This window comes from Streptococcus oralis (assembly GCF_003943385.1).
GTDB lineage: Bacteria > Bacillota > Bacilli > Lactobacillales > Streptococcaceae > Streptococcus > Streptococcus oralis_CA.
This window is the reverse complement of the sequence record NZ_RJPI01000007.1, coordinates 66,035-86,366: the sequence shown is the minus strand read 5'-3', so window position 1 is coordinate 86,366 and position 20,332 is coordinate 66,035. Positions and strand designations below refer to the sequence as shown.

Below are 20,332 nucleotides of genomic sequence, written 5' to 3'. Positions count from 1 at the left end.
AGGAGAATTCTATCATGAATAGAGAAGAAGTAACATTGTTAGGTTTTGAAATCGTAGCCTATGCTGGCGATGCTCGTTCAAAACTATTGGAAGCCCTGAAGGCTGCTGAGGCTGGCGATTTTGCGAAAGCAGATAGCTTAGTCGAGGAAGCTGGTGACTGTATCGCCGAGGCTCATCACGCGCAAACAAGTCTATTGACCAAGGAAGCAGCTGGTGAAGATTTGGCTTATAGTGTGACCATGATGCATGGTCAGGATCACTTGATGACAACCATTTTGCTAAAAGATTTGATGCACCATTTAATCGAACTTTACAAGAGAGGAGTTAAGTAATGAACAAACTAATTTCATTTATCGAGAAAGGAAAGCCTTTCTTTGAAAAACTATCTCGTAATATCTATCTTCGTGCTATTCGTGATGGTTTCATTGCAGGGATGCCAGTTATTCTCTTCTCAAGTATCTTTATCTTGATTGCTTTTGTACCAAACTCATGGGGCTTTAAATGGTCTGATGATGTTGTTAATCTCCTCATGAAACCTTATAGCTATTCAATGGGGATTCTAGCTCTCTTGGTAGCTGGTACAACAGCTAAGTCATTGACCGACTCAGTAAACCGTAGCATGGAGAAAACCAATCAAATCAACTATATGTCAACACTTTTGGCAGCAATTGTTGGTTTGTTGATGTTGGCAGCTGATCCTATCGAAAATGGTCTAGCTACTGGATTTTTGGGGACAAAAGGTTTGCTTTCAGCCTTCCTTGCTGCCTTTGTTACTGTAGCAATCTATAAGGTTTGTGTTAAGAACAACGTCACTATTCGTATGCCTGACGAAGTTCCACCAAATATCTCACAAGTCTTTAAAGATGTGATTCCATTCACTCTATCAGTGGTTTCTCTTTATGCTCTCGATTTACTAGCTCGTCATTTTGTTGGTGCAAGCGTAGCTGAATCAATCGGTAAATTCTTTGCACCATTATTCTCTGCTGCTGATGGTTATCTAGGTATTACCATTATCTTTGGTGCCTTTGCCTTCTTCTGGTTTGTTGGTATCCATGGTCCATCTATCGTTGAACCAGCAATCGCAGCTATTACCTATGCAAATGCCGAAGTCAACTTGAACCTTCTCCAACAAGGGATGCACGCTGACAAGATTCTTACTTCTGGTACACAAATGTTTATCGTTACCATGGGTGGTACAGGTGCGACACTGGTTGTTCCATTCATGTTCATGTGGTTAACAAAATCAAAACGTAACCGTGCAATCGGACGTGCTTCAGTAGTTCCAACTTTCTTTGGTGTTAATGAACCAATCTTGTTTGGTGCACCGCTTGTCTTGAATCCAATCTTCTTTATTCCATTTATCTTTGCGCCAATTGCCAACGTATGGATCTTTAAATTCTTCATTGAGACGCTTGGCATGAACTCATTTACAGCCAACCTTCCTTGGACAACACCAGGTCCGCTCGGTATTGTTCTCGGTACAAACTTCCAAGTTCTATCGTTCATTCTTGCTGCCCTTCTAATCGTTGTTGACATTGTCATTTACTATCCATTCCTTAAAGTCTATGATGAACAAATCCTTGAAGAAGAGCGTTCTGGTAAAGCTAATGATGAATTGAAAGAAAAAGTAGCTGCAAACTTCAATACAGCCAAAGCAGATGCTATTCTTGAAAAAGCAGGTGTAGAAGCAGCGCAAAACACAATCACTGAAGAAACAAATGTCCTCGTTCTCTGTGCTGGTGGAGGTACAAGTGGTCTCCTTGCAAATGCTCTAAACAAGGCAGCTGCAGAGTACAAAGTTCCTGTTAAAGCAGCAGCTGGTGGCTATGGTGCTCACCGTGAAATGTTGCCTGAGTTTGATCTGGTTATCCTTGCTCCTCAAGTTGCTTCAAACTTTGAAGACATGAAGGCCGAAACCGACAAACTTGGTATCAAACTTGCTAAGACAGAAGGTGGCCAATACATTAAATTGACTCGCGATGGAAAAGGCGCTCTTGCCTTTGTTCAAGCGCAGTTCGAAGATTAAAATGTAAATAGCGAAGAAGTGAGATGGAGGAACTCCTCCCAACTATACCCCCATCTCATTTCTATTTCTTGAAAGGTGAATCAAATGACAAAAACACTTCCAAAAGACTTTATTTTTGGCGGAGCAACAGCAGCCTACCAAGCAGAAGGTGCTACACATACTGATGGTAAAGGGCCAGTCGCCTGGGACAAATACCTCAAAGATAACTACTGGTACACTGCTGAACCAGCCAGTGATTTCTATCACAAATACCCAGTTGACCTCAAACTTGCAGAAGAGTATGGTGTCAATGGTATCCGTATTTCAATCGCTTGGTCACGTATCTTTCCAACTGGTTATGGGAAGGTTAATGACAAGGGGGTTGAGTTCTATCATAATCTATTTGCAGAGTGCTACAAACGGCATGTTGAGCCCTTCGTGACTCTCCATCACTTTGACACGCCAGAAGCACTTCATTCAAATGGAGATTTCCTGAATAGAGAAAACATTGATCACTTTGTGGATTATGCAGCCTTCTGTTTTGAAGAATTTCCTGAAGTTAACTTTTGGACAACCTTTAATGAAATTGGGCCGATAGGAGATGGTCAGTATTTGGTTGGGAAGTTCCCTCCAGGTATCCAGTACGACCTTGCCAAAGTCTTCCAATCGCACCACAATATGATGGTTTCTCATGCGCGTGCAGTCAAGCTATATAAAGATAAAGGTTATAAAGGTGAAATTGGTGTGGTTCATGCCCTGCCTACTAAATATCCTCTAGATCCTGAAAATCAAGCAGATGTTCGCGCTGCTGAGCTGGAAGATATCATCCACAATAAATTTATCTTGGATGCAACTTATCTTGGACGATATTCCGAAGAAACAATGGAAGGTGTCAACCATATCTTAGCAGTCAATGGTGGAAGTTTAGATCTGCGTGAAGAAGACTTCGCTGTGCTAGAAGCTGCAAAAGACCTGAATGACTTCCTTGGAATTAACTACTACATGAGTGATTGGATGCAAGCCTTTGATGGCGAAACAGAAATCATTCATAACGGTAAGGGTGAAAAAGGAAGCTCTAAGTATCAGATTAAGGGAGTTGGACGTCGAGTAGCTCCAGATTATGTGCCACGTACGGACTGGGACTGGATTATCTACCCTCAAGGTTTGTATGACCAAATTATACGAGTGAAGAAAGATTATCCTAACTACAAGAAAATCTACATCACAGAGAATGGTCTCGGATACAAAGATGAGTTTGTGGATGGGACAGTCTACGATGATGGGCGGATTGATTATGTTAAGAAACATATGGAAGTGATTGCAGATGCAATCTCTGATGGAGCCAACGTCAAAGGATACTTCATCTGGTCATTGATGGATGTCTTCTCTTGGTCAAACGGTTATGAAAAACGCTACGGTCTCTTTTATGTAGACTTTGAAACTCAAGAACGTTATCCTAAGAAATCAGCTCACTGGTACAAGAAACTAGCTGAGACACAACTTATTGAATAAAATTTAACAAAAATTCCCCGCCAAAAGGCAGGGGAATTTTTATGGTTTTGATAAAAGAATGGTTGTTTGTTTCGACAGCTCTTCAAATGTTTCCTGACTCAGTTTGGAATCTGAAACGATGGTATCAATCTCTGAGATATTGTAGAAAGTGTAAAAATCAAACTTATTAAACTTACTGTGGTCTGCCAGTAAGTATTTTTTATTGGCATTGTTCAAGGCGATTCGTTGTACCTCGCCCTCTTCTTCACTGAAAGTAGCAATTGCCTTATCCTTAATACCATTACAGCTTACAAAAGCTTTAGAAAACTGAAGATTGGTCAAATCCTGTAAGGTAAGTGTCCCTACAAAAGCACCAGTGATAGAGCGATAATTTCCGCCAATCAAGATCAAATCTGTTAGTTTTCGTTCGTTTAGAATGAGAAAAACAGGAAGGCTGTTTGTTACAACACGAATATTATCGATAGGGAGCTCACGAGCAAAACATTCTAAGGTTGTTCCTGGCCCGATAAAAATGGTTTCACCTTCGTCAATCAAATGACCTGCAAAACGGCTAATTTCTTGTTTTTCAGCAATCTGCAAGCCTTGTTTTTCGACGTTTGAGCGTTCGTTGTTTAATAGAGAACCTGTACGAAGTTTTTCAGCGCCACCATGTACACGGACCAGCAAATCCTTGTCTGCTAGTTCTTGTAAATAGCGGCGAGCTGTCATATCTGACACATCAAGACTCTCCATAATCTCTTTTACAGTAATGGTGCCTTTTGTGTTTACTGCTTCTAGAATACTATCTAGTTTTTCTTGCTTTAGCATCCTTATCACCTCGATTTCTACTATTATTATCTTACCATAAAACCCTCAATCAATCAAATAAAAAAACAAAATAAAACAAAAACAAAAATATCATGGTTGTTTTAAACAAACCATGATATTTTGAATGATTGGTCAAATTAGTCTAAACCGTAGTTGTAATCCTCGTCTTGCATGGCTTCAACTTCACCAAGGAGGTAACCATTTCCGACTTGAGAGAAGAAGTCGTGGTTAGAAGTTCCTGTTGAGATTCCGTTCATGACGATAGGATTGACATCATCAGCTGAATCTGGGAAGAGCGGATCTTGTCCTAGGTTCATAAGCGCCTTATTGGCATTGTAACGAAGGAAGGTTTTAACTTCCTCAGTCCAGCCAACACCGTCGTAGAGACTTTCAGTATAACCTTCTTCGTTCTCGTAGAGGGTATAGAGCAGGTCGTACATCCATTCTTTAAGTTTTTCTTGCTCTTCTTCAGGCAATTCATTGAAACCAAGTTGGAATTTGTAACCAATGTAGGTTCCGTGAACAGACTCATCACGAATGATCAGTTTGATGATTTCCGCAACGTTAGCCAGTTTGTTGTTACCAAGATAGTAAAGCGGTGTAAAGAAACCAGAGTAGAAGAGGAAGGTTTCAAGGAAAACGCTGGCAACTTTCTTTTCTAGCGGGCTACCATTGAGATAGATTTCATTGATAATTTCCGCTTTTCTTTGTAAGTAGGGATTAGTGTTGGTCCATTCAAAGATTTCTTCAATTTCAGCCTTGGTATTCAAGGTTGAAAAGATAGAAGAATAAGATTTTGCGTGGACAGATTCCATAAACTGGATGTTGTTGAAAACAGCTTCCTCATGCGGTGTACGGATGTCTGAGCGAAGCGCTTGAACCCCTGTTTCAGATTGCATGGTATCCAAAAGGGTCAAACCACCAAAGACTTTTCCAACCAAGTCTTTTTCTTTGTTTGATAGTTTTCTCCAGTCGTCTAGGTCATTTGACAAGGGGATACGAGTATCGAGCCAGAATTGCTCCGTCAGCTTTTCCCAAGTTGATTTGTCGATGACATCTTCGATGGCATTCCAGTTAATGGCTTTGTAGTAAGTTTCCATTTGAAATCTCTTTCTGTATGTAATAATGCGATTGTCGAATCATCTCTATTTTATCATAGTCTGAGAAGAGTATCGCACAAAAAGTCGGAAGCCCGACTTTTTAGTTTTTCATAGTATTTAAGATACTTATCAAATTTTGTCTGGTGGGTAACTTAATCAGTAGTCTGAGAAAATGTGGTTGCCTCAAATAAAAATTAAATCACACAGCTTTCACATTGGTTAGCACCAACTTCCCCACCGTCGTCTGTAAAGGTACGGACGTAGTAGATAGACTTGATACCCTTGTTAAAGGCATAGTTACGAAGGATAGACAAGTCACGTGTCGTTTGTTTGTTTTCTTTCTTCCATTCGTAAAGACCTTTTGGAATGTCACTACGCATAAAGAGAGTGAGGGAAAGTCCTTGGTCCACGTGTTCAGTTGCAGCCGCGTAAACATCAATCACCTTACGCATATCCATGTCGTAGGCAGAAGTGTAGTAAGGGATAGTATCTGTTGACAAACCTGCGGCAGGGTAGTAGATCTTACCAATTTTCTTTTCCTGACGTTCTTCGATACGTTGCGTAATCGGGTGGATAGAAGCAGAAACATCGTTGATGTAGCTGATGGAACCATTTGGAGCAACAGCTAGACGGTTTTGGTGATAAAGTCCATCTGCTTGCACCTTTTCGCGAAGTTCAGCCCAGTCAGTAGCACTCGGGATAAAGACGTCTTTGAAGAGTTCTTTGACACAGTCTGATTTTGGAACAAATTCGCCTGTCACATACTTGTCGAAGTAGCTTCCGTTAGCATAGTCTGATTTTTCAAAGTTGTGGAAGGTGATACCGCGTTCACGAGCGATATTGTTTGACTCAACCAAGGTCCAGTAGTTCATAAGCATAAAGTAGATGCTTGTAAATTCAATTGACTCAGGTGATCCGTACTCAATCAGTTGTTGGGCAAGGTAGCTATGAAGTCCCATAGCACCAAGACCAAAGGTGTGAGCCAAACTGTTTCCGTGGTCGATAGTAGGGACAGCTACGATGTGTGAACTATCTGTAACGAAAGTAAGGGCACGAACCATAGCGCGGATAGAACGACCAAAGTCAGGTGACGTCATCATGTTGACCACGTTGGTTGAACCAAGGTTACATGAAACGTCCGTTCCCATTTGAAGGAATTCTTGAGCATCGTTGATCAAGCTTGGTTCTTGAACTTGAAGGATCTCAGAACACAAGTTACTCATGATAATCTTACCATCAACTGGATTTGCACGGTTAGCTGTATCAATGTTGACGACATAAGGGTAACCAGATTCTTGTTGCAATTTAGAGATTTCAGTTTCCAAATCACGCGCCTTTATTTTTGTCTTGCGGATATTTGGATTTGCGACTAATTCATCGTATTTTTCTGTGATATCGATGTAGTTGAATGGCACACCGTACTCAAGTTCTACAGAATATGGGCTGAAGAGGTACATTTCTTCATTTTTACGAGCTAATTCGTAGAATTTATCGGGCACCACAACTCCAAGTGAGAGGGTCTTAACACGAACCTTTTCATCGGCATTTTCTTTCTTAGTTGAAAGGAAAGCGATGATATCTGGGTGAAAGACGTTGAGGTAGACAACACCAGCACCTTGACGTTGACCCAATTGGTTTGAGTAAGAGAAGCTGTCTTCGAAGAGTTTCATAACTGGAACGACACCAGAAGCAGCACCTTCATAACCTTTGATAGGAGCTCCAGCTTCACGAAGGTTGCTGAGGGAAATTCCCACACCACCACCGATACGTGAAAGTTGGAGAGCTGAGTTGATGGAACGTCCGATAGAGTTCATATCATCCGTCACTTGGATCAAGAAGCAAGATACCAACTCTCCACGACGCGCACGACCAGCATTCAAGAAGGAAGGAGTAGCAGGTTGGTAGCGTTGGTGGATGATTTCATTGGCAATATCAGTCGCAATCGCTTCATTACCGTCTGCGAAATAAAGGGCATTAAAGAAGACACGGTCTTCCATGCTTTCAAGATAGTATTCCCCATCGTTAGTCTTCAAGGCATATTGATTGTAAAACTTATAGGCAGCCATGAAAGACTTGAATTGGAAGTTTTGATCTTTAATAAATTGAGACAATTCTTCCAAGAATTCTGGGCGGTATTTTTTGATAAATGCTGTTTCAATGTAGTTGTGTTCAATGAGGTAGTTGATTTTATCAGTGATTGAATCAAAAACCATAGTGTTTGGAACTACATTTTCTTTAAAGAAGGCATCCAAGGCTTCCTTATCTTTATTAAGCATGATTTGTCCATTGACAGGACGGTTGATTTCGTTATTGAGACGGAAGTAAGTTACGTCCTCAAGATGTTTTAATCCCATAAAATTTCCCTTATCTAATTACAAAAGAAAGGCCTCTAAGTTAGCCCTAGAAGCGAGTTTCTTCTGGATGATGTACTAAGATTATGCTAATTGTTTCAGTTTTCCTGGTTGGAAGCCTGAAAAAACTTCAGTTGGTGTTTGGATAACAGGAGCTGCGCTGAAACCGAGCTCTTTAACTTGATCGACGTACTCAGGTTGCTCGTCGAGATTGATCTCACGATAAGCGACATTGTTGCTATCCAAGAAACGTTTGGTCATTTTACATTGTACACAATTATTTTTAGAATAAACCGTTACCATTTTCGTAACTCCTCATAAAATTTGATTACTTTCTTAGTATATCAGAAAAAAAAACTTTGTCAAACAATTTTGACTAAATATTGTGTTTTAGATAAAAATATTTAAAAATAGAACACTATATATAGTGTAATGCAATTGATGAAGATTGCGTTTTCATTGAACTATCAAAGTTTATTAAAACAAAAAAACTATATCCTGTATGTTGGTAATTTATATAGAAGATTTTCAGCAAGTTATCTGAAAGGAAATTGAAGAAAGTCCATAAAATACTTGAAAAATTATCTTGAAGGTGATATAATACACTATTGTAAGGGTTATCACTTATAACTCAAATAGAAAACACTTAAAGGAGAGTCAAACTATGGCTTCTAAAGATTTCCACGTAGTGGCAGAAACAGGTATTCACGCACGTCCAGCAACATTGTTGGTTCAAACAGCTAGCAAATTTGCTTCAGATATCACTCTTGAGTACAAAGGTAAATCAGTAAACCTTAAATCTATCATGGGTGTTATGAGTCTTGGTGTTGGTCAAGGAGCTGACGTTACAATTTCAGCTGAAGGTGCAGATGCTGACGACGCAATCGCTGCTATCACTGAAACTATGGAAAAAGAAGGATTGGCATAAGGAAATGACAGAAATGCTTAAAGGAATCGCAGCATCAGACGGTGTTGCAGTTGCAAAAGCATATCTACTCGTTCAACCGGATTTGTCATTTGAGACTGTTACAGTCGAAGATACAAACGCAGAAGAAGCTCGCCTTGATGCCGCTCTAAAAGCATCACAAGACGAGCTTTCTGTTATTCGTGAGAAAGCAGTAGGTACGCTCGGTGAAGAAGCTGCTCAAGTATTTGACGCTCACTTAATGGTGCTTGCTGACCCAGAAATGATCAGCCAGATTAAAGAAACTATCCGTGCGAAGAAAGTGAATGCAGAAGCAGGTCTGAAAGAAGTAACAGACATGTTTATCACTATCTTTGAAGGTATGGAAGACAACCCATACATGCAAGAACGCGCAGCGGATATCCGCGACGTGACAAAACGTGTATTGGCAAACCTTCTTGGTAAAAAATTGCCTAACCCAGCTTCTATCAATGAAGAAGTGATCGTCATTGCACATGACTTGACTCCTTCTGATACAGCTCAATTGGACAAAAACTTTGTTAAAGCTTTTGTAACAAACATCGGTGGACGTACAAGCCACTCAGCTATCATGGCGCGTACACTTGAAATTGCTGCTGTATTGGGTACAAACAACATCACTGAAATCGTTAAAGATGGTGACATCCTTGCCGTTAACGGTATCACTGGTGAGGTTATTATCAACCCAACTGATGAGCAAGCAGCAGAATTCAAGGCAGCTGGTGAAGCTTATGCGAAGCAAAAAGCTGAATGGGCTCTCTTGAAAGATGCCAAAACAGTAACTGCTGATGGCAAACACTTTGAATTGGCTGCCAATATTGGTACTCCAAAAGACGTTGAAGGTGTCAATGACAATGGCGCTGAAGCTGTCGGTCTTTACCGTACAGAGTTCTTGTACATGGATTCTCAAGACTTCCCAACAGAAGATGAGCAGTACGAAGCTTACAAGGCTGTACTTGAAGGAATGAACGGTAAACCTGTTGTCGTTCGTACAATGGATATCGGTGGAGATAAGGAACTTCCTTACTTCGATATGCCTCACGAAATGAACCCATTCCTTGGATTCCGTGCCCTTCGTATCTCTATCTCTGAGACTGGAAATGCTATGTTCCGCACACAAATCCGTGCCCTTCTTCGTGCGTCTGTTCACGGTCAATTGCGTATCATGTTCCCAATGGTTGCGCTCTTGAAAGAATTCCGTGCAGCGAAAGCAGTCTTTGACGAAGAAAAAGCAAACCTTCTTGCTGAAGGTGTTGCAGTTGCGGATAATATCCAAGTTGGTATCATGATTGAAATCCCAGCAGCAGCAATGCTTGCAGACCAATTTGCTAAAGAAGTTGACTTCTTCTCAATTGGTACAAATGACTTGATCCAATACACAATGGCAGCAGACCGTATGAACGAGCAAATTTCATACCTTTACCAACCATACAACCCATCAATCCTACGCTTGATCAACAATGTGATCAAAGCAGCTCACGCTGAAGGTAAATGGGCAGGTATGTGTGGTGAGATGGCTGGTGACCAACAAGCTGTTCCGCTCCTTGTTGGAATGGGCTTGGATGAGTTCTCTATGTCAGCAACATCTGTACTTCGTACACGTAGCTTGATGAAGAAACTCGACACAGCTAAGATGGAAGAGTACGCAAACCGTGCCCTTACAGAATGCTCAACGATGGAAGAAGTTCTTGAACTTCAAAAAGAATACGTTAATTTTGATTAATCGAAAAGTCCTTGCAACTAAGTTGCAAGGATTTTTTGATTTTTTAAAGAATTATCAAGATTAACGCCTTATATGAAGCCTTTTGAAGACAAAGGAGTGCTACAGAATAAAAAATTACTTAACCGGTTCATAAAATCCTTGACAAGTTGAAAATTTAGGAGTAAACTATTAACCAGTTAACTTTTAGAGAGGAGTTTCTGCAATTTAGAAATGAATTGCAACTAGAAATATCAAAAAGAAAGAGAGTTTCGATGAAAATTAATAAGAAATACCTTACTGGTTCTGCGGTAGCCTTGATTTTAAGTGTTTGTTCTTATGAGTTGGGATTTTATCAAGCCAGAACGGTTAAGGAAAATAATCGTGTTTCCTATATAGATGGAAAACAAGCAAGGCAAAAAACGGAGAATCTCACTCCTGATGAGGTCAGTAAAAAAGAAGGCATCAATGCCGAACAAATCGTCATCAAGATAACAGACCAAGGCTATGTCACTTCACATGGTGACCACTATCATTATTACAATGGTAAGGTTTCTTATGATGCTATCATCAGTGAAGAGTTGCTGATGAAGGATCCAAACTACCAGCTCAAGGACGAAGATATTGTCAGTGAAATCAAGGGTGGTTATGTAATCAAGGTGGACGGAAAATACTATGTTTACCTTAAGGATGCAGCCCATGCGGATAATGTCCGTACAAAAGAAGAAATCAATCGGCAAAAACAAGAGCATAGTCAGCATCGTGAAGGAGGAACTTCAGCAAACGATGGTGCGGTAGCCTTGGCACGTTCACAGGGACGCTACACCACAGATGATGGTTATATCTTTAATGCCTCTGATATCATTGAAGATACTGGCGATGCTTATATCGTTCCTCATGGCAACCATTACCATTACATTCCTAAGAGTGAGTTATCAGCCAGCGAATTGGCTGCTGCAGAAGCCTTTCTATCTGGTAGAAGTGGTCAATCGAATACGCCTACTTATCGCCGTACCAATAACAACAGTGCTAGCAGTGATGTAGATAGATGGACCCCATCCTATAATAACCAAGGCAGTGGCTATACGAACACGAACACAGCTAACAACAGTAGCAACGATAGCCAAGTAAGTCAAAGTGATGACATTGATAGTCTTTTGAGACAGCTCTACAAACTGCCTTTGAGCCAACGACATGTGGAATCTGATGGCCTTGTTTTCGACCCAGCACAAATCACAAGTCGCACAGCCAGAGGGGTTGCAGTGCCTCATGGGAACCATTACCATTTCATCCCTTATTCACAGATGTCTGAATTGGAAGAACGAATCGCTCGCATCATCCCACCTCGCTATCGTTCGAATCATTGGGTGCCGGATTCAAGACCAGCAGAACCAAGTCCACAACAGACTCCGGAACCTAGTCCAAGCCCGCAACCTGCACCAAATCCTCAACCATCTCCAAGTAATCCCATTGACGAAAAATTGGTCAAACAAGCAGTTCGAAAAGTAGCTGATGGCTATGTATTTGAGGAGAATGGAACCTCACGTTATATTCCTGCCAAGGAACTTTCCGCAGAAACAGCAGCAGCCATTGATAGTAAACTAGCAAAGCAAGAAAGTTTAACTCATAAGCTTGGATCTAAGAAAATTAACCTTCCATCTAGAGACCGAGAATTTTACAATAAGGCTTATGACTTACTAGCAAGAGTTCATCAAGACTTACTTGATAATAAAGGGCGCCAAGCTGATTTTGACGTTTTGGATAAACTCTTGGAACGTCTCAATGATGCCTCAAGTGATAAAGTCAAGTTAGTGGATGATATCCTTGCATTTTTAGCACCGATTCGTCATCCGGAACGTTTAGGAAAAGCAAATGCGCAAATTGCCTACACTGATGATGAGATTCAAGTAGCCAAGCTGGCAGGTAAGTATACAACAGAAGACGGTTATATCTTTGATCCTCGTGATATCACCAGTGATGAGGGGGATGCCTATGTAACTCCACATATGACCCATAGTCATTGGATTAAGAAAGATAGTTTGTCTGAAGCTGAAAGAGCGGCAGCCCAGGCTTATGCTAAAGAGAAAGGTTTGACCCCTCCTTCGACAGACCATCAGGATTCAGGAAATACTGAGGCAAAAGGAGCAGAAGCTATCTACAACCGCGTGAAAGCAGCTAAGAAGGTGCCACTTGATCGTATTCCTTACAATCTTCAACATACTGTGGAAGTCAAAAACGGTAGTTTAATCATACCTCATTATGACCATTACCATAACATTAAATTTAAGTGGTTTGACGAAGGACTCTATGAGGCACCTAAGGGTCATACTCTAGAAGATCTCTTTGCGACTGTAAAATACTATGTTGAACATCCAAGCGAACGTCCGCATTCAGATAGTGGTTGGGGAAATGCAAGTGACCATGTTCAAAGAAACCAAAATGGTCAAGCTGATACCAATCAAACGGAAAAACCAACAGAGGAGAAACCTCGTACAGAAAAACCTGAGGAAGAAAAACCTCGCGAAGAGAAACCTCAGAGTGAGAAACCAGAGTCTCCAAAACCAACTGAGGAGCCAGAAGAAGAATCGCCAGAGGAACAAGAAGAGCCTCAGGTTGAAACTGAAAAGGTTGAAGAAAAACTGAGAGAAGCTGAAGATTTACTTGCAAAAATCCAGAATCCAATTATCAAGTCCAATGCCAAAGAAACTCTCACGGGATTAAAAAATAACTTGCTATTTGGTGCCCAGGACAACAATACCATTATGGCAGAAGCTGAAAAATTATTGGCTTTGTTAAGGGAGAGTAAGTAGTTGTAGCAACATTTTCTAACTTCTAAAAACAGGATAGGAGAGCTAGAAAAGATAAAATCGAAAAATGAGAGCAGAATGTGAGTTCTAGTTCTCATTTTTTTCATGGAAATGTGCAAAATAACTTGACATATAGTGTAAATAAAGATAAACTATTTACTAGTTAATTAAATGGTTAAATACTAGTTAAGGAGTAATGATGAAAAAAAGAACGATCCTATTATTGATGGCCAGTTTTTTGGCTCTTGTCTTAGGAGCATGTAGTCAAAAAGAAAAACAAGAAGCAAAAGGGATGAAGATTGTCACAAGTTTTTATCCAGTCTATGCCATGGTCAAAGAGGTATCAGGTGACTTGAATGATGTTCGGATGATTCAGTCAAGTAGTGGAATTCACTCATATGAACCTTCAGCGAATGACATTGCTGCCATCTATGATGCGGATGTCTTTGTCTACCACTCGCATACACTGGAGTCTTGGGCGGGAAGTCTGGATCCAAATTTGAAAAAATCAAAAGTAAAAGTTTTAGAAGCTTCTGAAGGGATGACATTGGAGCGTGTACCAGGTTTGGAAGATGTAGAAGCTGGTGATGGGATTGATGAAAAAACACTTTACGACCCACACACTTGGTTAGATCCTGAAAAAGCAGGCGAAGAAGCGCAGATTATTGCGGATAAGTTGTCTGAATTAGATAGTTCTAATAAGGAAACATATCAAAAAAATGCCAAGAAATTTATCGCTAAAGCCCAAGAATTGACTAAGAAATACCAGCCTATTTTTGAAAAAGCGAGCCAAAAGACCTTTGTTACCCAACACACAGCCTTTTCATACCTCGCTAAACGCTTTGGTTTGAAACAACTTGGTATAGCTGGGATTTCCCCTGAACAAGAGCCAAGTCCGAGACAGTTGACAGAAATCCAAGAATTTGTCAAAACCTATAAGGTCAAAACAATTTTTACTGAAAGCAATGCTTCCTCTAAAGTTGCTGAAACCTTAGTCAAATCAACAGGAATCAGTCTGAAAACTCTTAATCCTTTGGAAGCAGACCCTGAAAACGACAAAACTTACTTAGAAAACCTAGAAGAAAATATGAATGTTCTTGCAGAAGAATTAAAATGAGGAGATAATGAAAATGAAGAAGAAATACCTTGTAGCAGGATCGGCTCTTGTCCTTTCCCTAAGCCTTTGCATCTATGCATTGAACCAACATCAGGTAGAAGGAAACAAAGATAATAACCGTGTATCTTACGTTGATGGGAAGCAAGACTCTCAAAAAACAGAGACCCAGACACCAGATCAAGTTAGCAAAAAAGAAGATATTCAGGCAGAACAAATTGTCGTGAAAATTACCGATCAAGGTTATGTGACTTCACATGGTGATCACTTCCATTATTACAATGGGAAAGTTCCTTTTGATGCGATTTTCAGTGAAGAACTTTTGATGAAAGATGCCAATTATCAACTGAAAGACGCTGATATTGTCAACGAAATCAAAGGTGGCTACATTATAAAAGTGGATGGTAAGTATTATGTTTACCTTAAGGATGTGGCACATGCAGATAACGTTCGTACGAAAGATGAGATCGAACGCCAAAAACAAGGTCATACTCACGATGCGCCAACTTCTAACAGTGCAGTGACACTTGCACGATCACAAGGACGCTATACTACCGATGATGGCTATATTTTTAATCCATCTGATATTATAGAGGACACTGGTGATGCTTATATCGTTCCTCACGAAGGACATTATCACTATATTCCAAAGAGTTCTTTGTCTGCTAGCGAATTGGCAGCTGCTCAAGCCTATCTCTCTGGAACTAGAAAGCAACCGAGTGTGACTGACTATCGTCCAAGCCAAAATGGAACCAGTCAAACCACTAATCCTAATCAACATACCGAAATACCAAGCAATCCAGAAGAGAGCCTTCAGAGTCTATTGCAGCAACTCTATGCTCTTCCAAGTAATCAACGTTATGCAGAATCGGATGGCTTGATTTTTGATCCAGCTAAGATTTCAAGCAGAACACCCAGTGGCGTAGCGATTCCTCATGGAAATCACTATCATTTCATTCCTTATAGCAAACTCTCTGCTTTGGAAGAAAAAATTGCGCGTATGATTCCTCTTGCTAGCGACAGTGGGAAACCAGCACCTTTGGAAACACCAAGTAAACCAGTAGAACATCCTGATCAGCAAGGCCATCATCATGACCACGATGGAGAGGAGCAAGACCATCATCATGGTGAAGAACATGATCATGACTTTGCAGCTGATCGCGTTATCAGTGAGGATGAGCAAGGGTTTGTAGTTTCTCACGGAGATCACGCTCATTATTTCTTTAAGAAGGACTTGACTGAAGCTCAAATTAAAGCTGCCCAAAATCACTTGAAAGAAAATCATCAGTCTGAGCCTGTTCAACCACTTGCCAAGACTGTGGAAAGTTTCTCAAGAGATGCTAGCGATGAAGAAAAAATCAAGTATATCTCACAGACCTACGGAGTACCGCTCGAAGCGATTCGTATTTCAAATGGATTCTTTGTCTTTGGAAATCCGGATCAAGCCTATGATCCTACTCATATTCACCCGTATGCTGTTCGTAAGGAACATGTTCGTATTCCGCTACAGACAGGTGATCCTGAACTTGATTTCTTAAATGAACTTTTTACAACTGCTTTACGTGACAATGTATCTCCATATAGTTTGCAAGTTGAGAATGGTAGTTTTGTCATTCCTCATGGTGATCACAATCACTACATTAAGATTCAGACCAAGGGATATGAGGTAGCCTTAAAGAACAAGATTCCAACCTTACAATCAAGCTATCAGCCTGGGGCTTTTGACGAGCAAACTGTTCTTTCTAAAGTGGATCAACTGTTAGCAGATAGCAGAAGTCTCTACAAGGACCAACCTATCATGCAAAGACGTGTGGAGCTTGCTTTGGGTCAATTTACCGAGAATATGAAAAAATTGGCGACTAACTCAACTGCTGGTTACCTAGCAGCCTTGGATCTCTTTGATAAGCAATATATCCATGTGGATCAAAATGTTTCTCCAGTTGAAACATCACCTTTGGACAAGAAATACCAAGCCCTTGTAGATAAGATCAATACACTGGATACAGATACTTATGGTTTGCCTAAGAAGGATCTCTTACTACATTTGCAGGGTGCGAAGTTAGCACAAGATGAGACAGAGTTGGATGCGATTGAAGCGAAACTGCAAGCCTTGCAAGATTTCCGCGATCGCACAGGAGTTACAACAGTAGAGTACATCAAGTACTTCTACGAACATGTATCTGATGGTCGTCTTAGAGAAGAACTTCGTAACCGTGTTGCCAAGCTGACTTGGGAACTTTACCAGTCGCAATCTTTCCTCAAAGCAACCGACTTAAACAAGTTATTCCCAACCATCTACCAAACTAAACTAGAGGTGGAAGAAGCTCTCAAAGACAAACCAGTTTCTACAAAAGCTGGCAAAACCATTCTGGATACGGAAAAAGTGGACAGCCAAACTGCTAAGACAGCTATCTACGAATTCCTAAAAGAACTCTACGGTGATTTCATGCCAGAAGAGCGGGTTAGCCAGGTCAAGAAGGAAGAAGTGGATGCTCTTCTGACCAAAGCTGTGCAACTTCTAGCACGTGTCAAAGAAGACGGTGTCAAACAATCCTTAGCTGAAGAAGTAGCCAATATCAAAGCAGCCGCAGAAAAAGAAAATGCGGACTTTGATGAAGCCAAAACACAGCTTGAGGAACTTTTGAACCGCATTGCGACAACTATCCAGAGGGAAGAAAAACAGGCGGAGCAAGATCCACAAACGGTGATTATCTATCAAAAACTTTATAATGTTCTGATGTCTCTTCACAAGTACTTGGAAGATAACAAAGGTTCAGATGCTGACTTTGAACGTGTCGATGCACTCTTTGATCAACTAGCAGCCAAAAGTAGTGATAAAGAAGGTCTCCTTGCTCTAGCTAAAGAGATTATTAGCTTGAATCAAGAACTTCGTTCAAAATCAAATGAAACTGCTAGCCAATCTAAGTCTGAGAAAGACAGTGAAACAGCTGCTCCTCAAGCAAGCGAGAAACAAGAGAAAAGTGAGTCTGAGCCAAGTGCTCAATCAAACGAATAAAAAGAAAGGCGAAGTAGCTGAGCTACCTCGTCTTTTTAGTCTTTATAAGATACGATACCAATGATGGTATCTATAGCGCGCTCCATGGTCTGAAGGCTAACGTATTCAAAACGTCCGTGCATGTTTTCACCCCCAGCAAAGATATTCGGAGTTGGAATACCCATGAAGGAAATCTTAGACCCATCTGTTCCACCACGAATCGGTTCAATGATTGGTGTGACTTCAAGATCTTCCATAACGGCTTTGGCAATGGTAATTGGAGTCATATCTTTTTCAATGACTTCTTTCATATTGTAGTACTGATCTGTCAGTTTTAGAGTGACACGGTTGCTACCAAGTTCTTGATTCATCTTATCAGCGATAGACTGCATGGCTGCTTTACGCGCTTCAAAGGCATCTTTTTCAAAGTCGCGAATGATATAGCTTGCACGCGCCTCCTCAACACTACCTGACACATCCATGAGATGATAGAAACCTTGGTAACCTTCTGTCAGTTCAGGTCGGTCATTCTCTGGAAGTTGATTGTGAAAATCAATTGCTAGCTGAAGGGCATTGACCATCTGTCCTTTAGCAGTACCAGGGTGGACATTGCGTCCTTGGAAATGAAGCTCAGCACCAGCTGCTGAAAAAGTCTCGTACTGCAGTTCCCCTAGTGGTCCTCCATCAACCGTGTAAGCAAAGTCCACATCAAAATCCTCTGCATCAAATTTATTTGCACCAACACCGATTTCCTCATCTGGACCAAAGCCGACACGAATCTCGCAGTGTTTGATTTCAGGATGAGCATTTAGATATTCAATGGCAGTCATAATCTCAGCAATACCTGATTTGTCATCAGCACCTAGCAAGGTTGTTCCATCGGTTGTGATGAGGGTTTGTCCTGGATATTTCTTAAGACTCTTGAAGTCAGCAGGATCTAGTTTAAAACCAGAATTCCCTAGTTCAATCACACCCCCATCGTAGTTTTCAATTACCTGAGGATTCACTCCATCGGCATTAAAATCAGCAGTATCCATGTGGGAGATGAAGCCAATCTTACGTGTTAGAGCTGGATCATTGGCAGGCAGTGTTCCGATAGCAAAACCATTTGGTAAGTAGTAGACGTTTTGCAGTCCAACACGTTTCATTTCAGGGATAAGAACATTGGTTGCGAAGTCAACCTGACTTTGCGTACTTGGAGTAGTAGTAGAGTGTTCATCAGAGCGCGTGTTGACCTTAACGTAGGTTAAAAAGCGTTCCAAAAGGTTCGGATAAAACATAAAAACTCCTTTAATAATCATTTTTTTCATTGTATCATAGAATGGAGAGAAAAACAAAGAGGAGTAAATAAAAATAAAATGAATGAAAGCGTTTATTTATTATATATTTCATGGTAAAATGGTAATTGAAAAAAATATCACAAGGACATATCGATGAAAAAAGCAATTTTAATGATGACATTCGGTTCGCCAGAAGAGATTACCTTTGAGAGTGTGGCGGATTTTTTTACCAATATTCGTCGTGGAGTTAGACCCAAAGATCACGAGATTCAGACTCTCTATGACAATTATGTTCGTATAGGTGGTACGCCCCTGCAGAGGATTACACGTGAGGAGGTCAATTTAGTCAAGGAACGTTTAGGAGAAGAGTATGGCATCTACTTTGCCAACAAATTTTCTCGGCCCTTTATTCCTGATGTGATCAAGCAGATGGAGGCTGATGGTGTTGAAGAGTGTATTTGTTTGATTTTAGAACCACATTATTCCTTCTACTCGGTTATGGGGTATGAAAAGTTTCTGGAGAGCCAGCAAATACAATTTTTAGTCATTAAGGATTGGTATCAGCAACAGTCTTTGTTGGACTTCTGGACAGATGAGATTAGCAAAATTTTACGGAACGATGTGGGAGAAGAGTCTTTTAAGGTAATTTTCTCAGCCCATAGTGTTCCAATTTTTGCCTTGGACTTTGGAGATCCTTATATCGACCAGATTTTTGATAATAGCAAGTTGATAGCAGAGCAACTCAGTCTAACAGCAGATCAGTATACCAATACTTGGCAGAGCGAGAGTGATATTGGAATCCCTTGGATTAAGCCAGATGTCTTAGAATATTTGCGAGAACAGAAACAACATCCAGAGCATTATATTTTTGTACCAATTAGCTTTATCAGTGAGCATATTGAAGTTCTTTTTGATAACGATGTAGAATGTTATGAATTATGTCGAGAATTAGGTATAACCTATCATCGACCACCTATGCCAAACACAGATTCTCGATTAATTGACGCTTTAGTTGATACTGTAAGAGCCAATGAACAAAAAGAATTTAAGGAATTTCTCCCAGAAGAAGAAACCTTTGACGAGCTAGCTCCGTCAGCCACCACTAAGGATATTATGGAGGAGACAGACGACCTCCAGATGCCAGAATTTGTGAAGAAACTGATTGAGAAAAAAGGTCGTGAAAATGTGAAGATGCCTTACTTGATTAAGAAAATGCTCGAAAAGGCTGGTAAATTGCCGAAAGAGTAAAGAAAAAGGATTTAGCATGAAGCTAGATCCTTTTATTGTCTTATTTCTTCTCAAGAAGTGCTTTGATTTCTTGAAGGACTTCAAGTTCAGTTGGAGCAGCAGGTGTATCTTCAGCTGGCTCTTCTTTCTTAGTAAGGTTTTGAGCTTTTTCAACAGCTTTGATAACGAAGAAAAGAACAGTACCAATCACTAAGAAGTTGATAACAGCACTCAAGAAGCTACCGTAACCAACACCATTCCATGAAAGTTCAGCGATGCGTTCAACGTTCGCCGCTTTCAAAGCTGGGTTCAAGATAAGTGGGGTGATGATATCGTTAACGAGTGAAGTTACGATAGCACCAAAAGCAGAGGCGATGATCACACCGACAGCGAGGTCAACGACATTACCACGAAGCAAAAATTCTTTAAGATCCTTTAACATTTTCATAAATTCCTTTCAAAAACTAATCTTAATTGTACCTGAAATACCTA

15 protein-coding genes are annotated in these 20,332 nt (G+C 40.5%); 9 read left to right on the top strand and 6 right to left on the bottom strand.

The window, feature by feature from the left end:
• Positions 1-14: 14 nt before the first annotated feature.
• The 3 genes from D8803_RS06350 to lacG all read left to right on the top strand — a co-directional run bounded on the left by D8803_RS06350 (position 15) and on the right by lacG (position 3,517).
• On the top strand, positions 15-332 hold the full coding sequence (locus D8803_RS06350; RefSeq protein ID WP_131200606.1) for a PTS lactose/cellobiose transporter subunit IIA: 318 nt from the start codon (positions 15-17) through the stop codon (positions 330-332).
• Positions 332-2,026 (top strand): lactose-specific PTS transporter subunit EIIC, encoded by a 1,695-nt coding sequence (locus D8803_RS06345; protein WP_131200605.1) that lies wholly within the window; start codon positions 332-334, stop codon positions 2,024-2,026. The genes D8803_RS06350 and D8803_RS06345 overlap by 1 nt, the downstream gene beginning before the upstream one ends.
• 84 nt (positions 2,027-2,110) lie before the next feature.
• Positions 2,111-3,517 carry a 6-phospho-beta-galactosidase gene (lacG, locus tag D8803_RS06340; RefSeq protein WP_131200604.1) on the top strand — a complete coding sequence of 469 codons (1,407 nt, stop codon included), beginning with the start codon at positions 2,111-2,113 and terminating at the stop codon, positions 3,515-3,517.
• A 39-nt stretch (positions 3,518-3,556) separates the two neighbouring features.
• Here the strand turns inward: lacG and D8803_RS06335 are convergent, their stop codons facing one another.
• From D8803_RS06335 to nrdH, 4 genes are all read right to left on the bottom strand, one after another.
• Positions 3,557-4,324 carry a DeoR/GlpR family DNA-binding transcription regulator gene (locus D8803_RS06335; protein WP_070683560.1) on the bottom strand — a complete coding sequence of 256 codons (768 nt, stop codon included), beginning with the start codon at positions 4,322-4,324 and terminating at the stop codon, positions 3,557-3,559.
• A gap of 137 nt (positions 4,325-4,461) precedes the next feature.
• On the bottom strand, positions 4,462-5,424 hold the full coding sequence (gene nrdF / locus D8803_RS06330) for a class 1b ribonucleoside-diphosphate reductase subunit beta (RefSeq protein WP_000451378.1): 963 nt from the start codon (positions 5,422-5,424) through the stop codon (positions 4,462-4,464).
• A gap of 194 nt (positions 5,425-5,618) precedes the next feature.
• Entirely contained in the window at positions 5,619-7,778 is a 2,160-nt protein-coding gene (gene nrdE, locus D8803_RS06325; protein WP_131200603.1) for a class 1b ribonucleoside-diphosphate reductase subunit alpha, read from the bottom strand.
• An 81-nt stretch (positions 7,779-7,859) separates the two neighbouring features.
• The gene (nrdH, locus tag D8803_RS06320; protein ID WP_000259241.1) at positions 7,860-8,078 is read right to left on the bottom strand and encodes a glutaredoxin-like protein NrdH; all 219 of its coding nucleotides are present in this window, start codon (positions 8,076-8,078) and stop codon (positions 7,860-7,862) included.
• Positions 8,079-8,439: 361 nt separating this feature from the next.
• Between nrdH and D8803_RS06315 the strand changes: the two genes are divergently transcribed.
• From D8803_RS06315 to D8803_RS06295, 5 genes are all read left to right on the top strand, one after another.
• Positions 8,440-8,703 carry a phosphocarrier protein HPr gene (locus D8803_RS06315; RefSeq protein WP_000146948.1) on the top strand — a complete coding sequence of 88 codons (264 nt, stop codon included), beginning with the start codon at positions 8,440-8,442 and terminating at the stop codon, positions 8,701-8,703.
• A gap of 4 nt (positions 8,704-8,707) precedes the next feature.
• Positions 8,708-10,441 carry a phosphoenolpyruvate--protein phosphotransferase gene (gene ptsP, locus D8803_RS06310; protein WP_131200602.1) on the top strand — a complete coding sequence of 578 codons (1,734 nt, stop codon included), beginning with the start codon at positions 8,708-8,710 and terminating at the stop codon, positions 10,439-10,441.
• Between the two features lie 251 nt (positions 10,442-10,692).
• Positions 10,693-13,227, top strand: a complete 2,535-nt coding sequence (locus D8803_RS06305) for a pneumococcal-type histidine triad protein (RefSeq protein WP_131200601.1) — start codon at positions 10,693-10,695, stop codon at positions 13,225-13,227.
• 196 nt (positions 13,228-13,423) lie between these two features.
• Positions 13,424-14,341 carry a metal ABC transporter solute-binding protein, Zn/Mn family gene (locus D8803_RS06300; protein ID WP_131200600.1) on the top strand — a complete coding sequence of 306 codons (918 nt, stop codon included), beginning with the start codon at positions 13,424-13,426 and terminating at the stop codon, positions 14,339-14,341.
• Positions 14,342-14,354: 13 nt separating this feature from the next.
• Positions 14,355-17,354 carry a pneumococcal-type histidine triad protein gene (locus tag D8803_RS06295; protein ID WP_317842872.1) on the top strand — a complete coding sequence of 1,000 codons (3,000 nt, stop codon included), beginning with the start codon at positions 14,355-14,357 and terminating at the stop codon, positions 17,352-17,354.
• Between the two features lie 35 nt (positions 17,355-17,389).
• Here the strand turns inward: D8803_RS06295 and pepT are convergent, their stop codons facing one another.
• Positions 17,390-18,613: a peptidase T gene (pepT, locus tag D8803_RS06290; protein ID WP_131200598.1), complete on the bottom strand. Its 1,224-nt coding sequence runs from the start codon at positions 18,611-18,613 to the stop codon at positions 17,390-17,392.
• A 153-nt stretch (positions 18,614-18,766) separates the two neighbouring features.
• Between pepT and hemH the strand changes: the two genes are divergently transcribed.
• Positions 18,767-19,861: a ferrochelatase gene (gene hemH / locus D8803_RS06285; protein WP_131200597.1), complete on the top strand. Its 1,095-nt coding sequence runs from the start codon at positions 18,767-18,769 to the stop codon at positions 19,859-19,861.
• 40 nt (positions 19,862-19,901) lie between these two features.
• Here the strand turns inward: hemH and mscL are convergent, their stop codons facing one another.
• A complete protein-coding gene (gene mscL / locus D8803_RS06280) occupies positions 19,902-20,282 on the bottom strand; it encodes a large conductance mechanosensitive channel protein MscL (RefSeq protein WP_000910209.1) in 381 nt (126 codons plus the stop codon).
• Positions 20,283-20,332 lie beyond the last annotated feature (50 nt).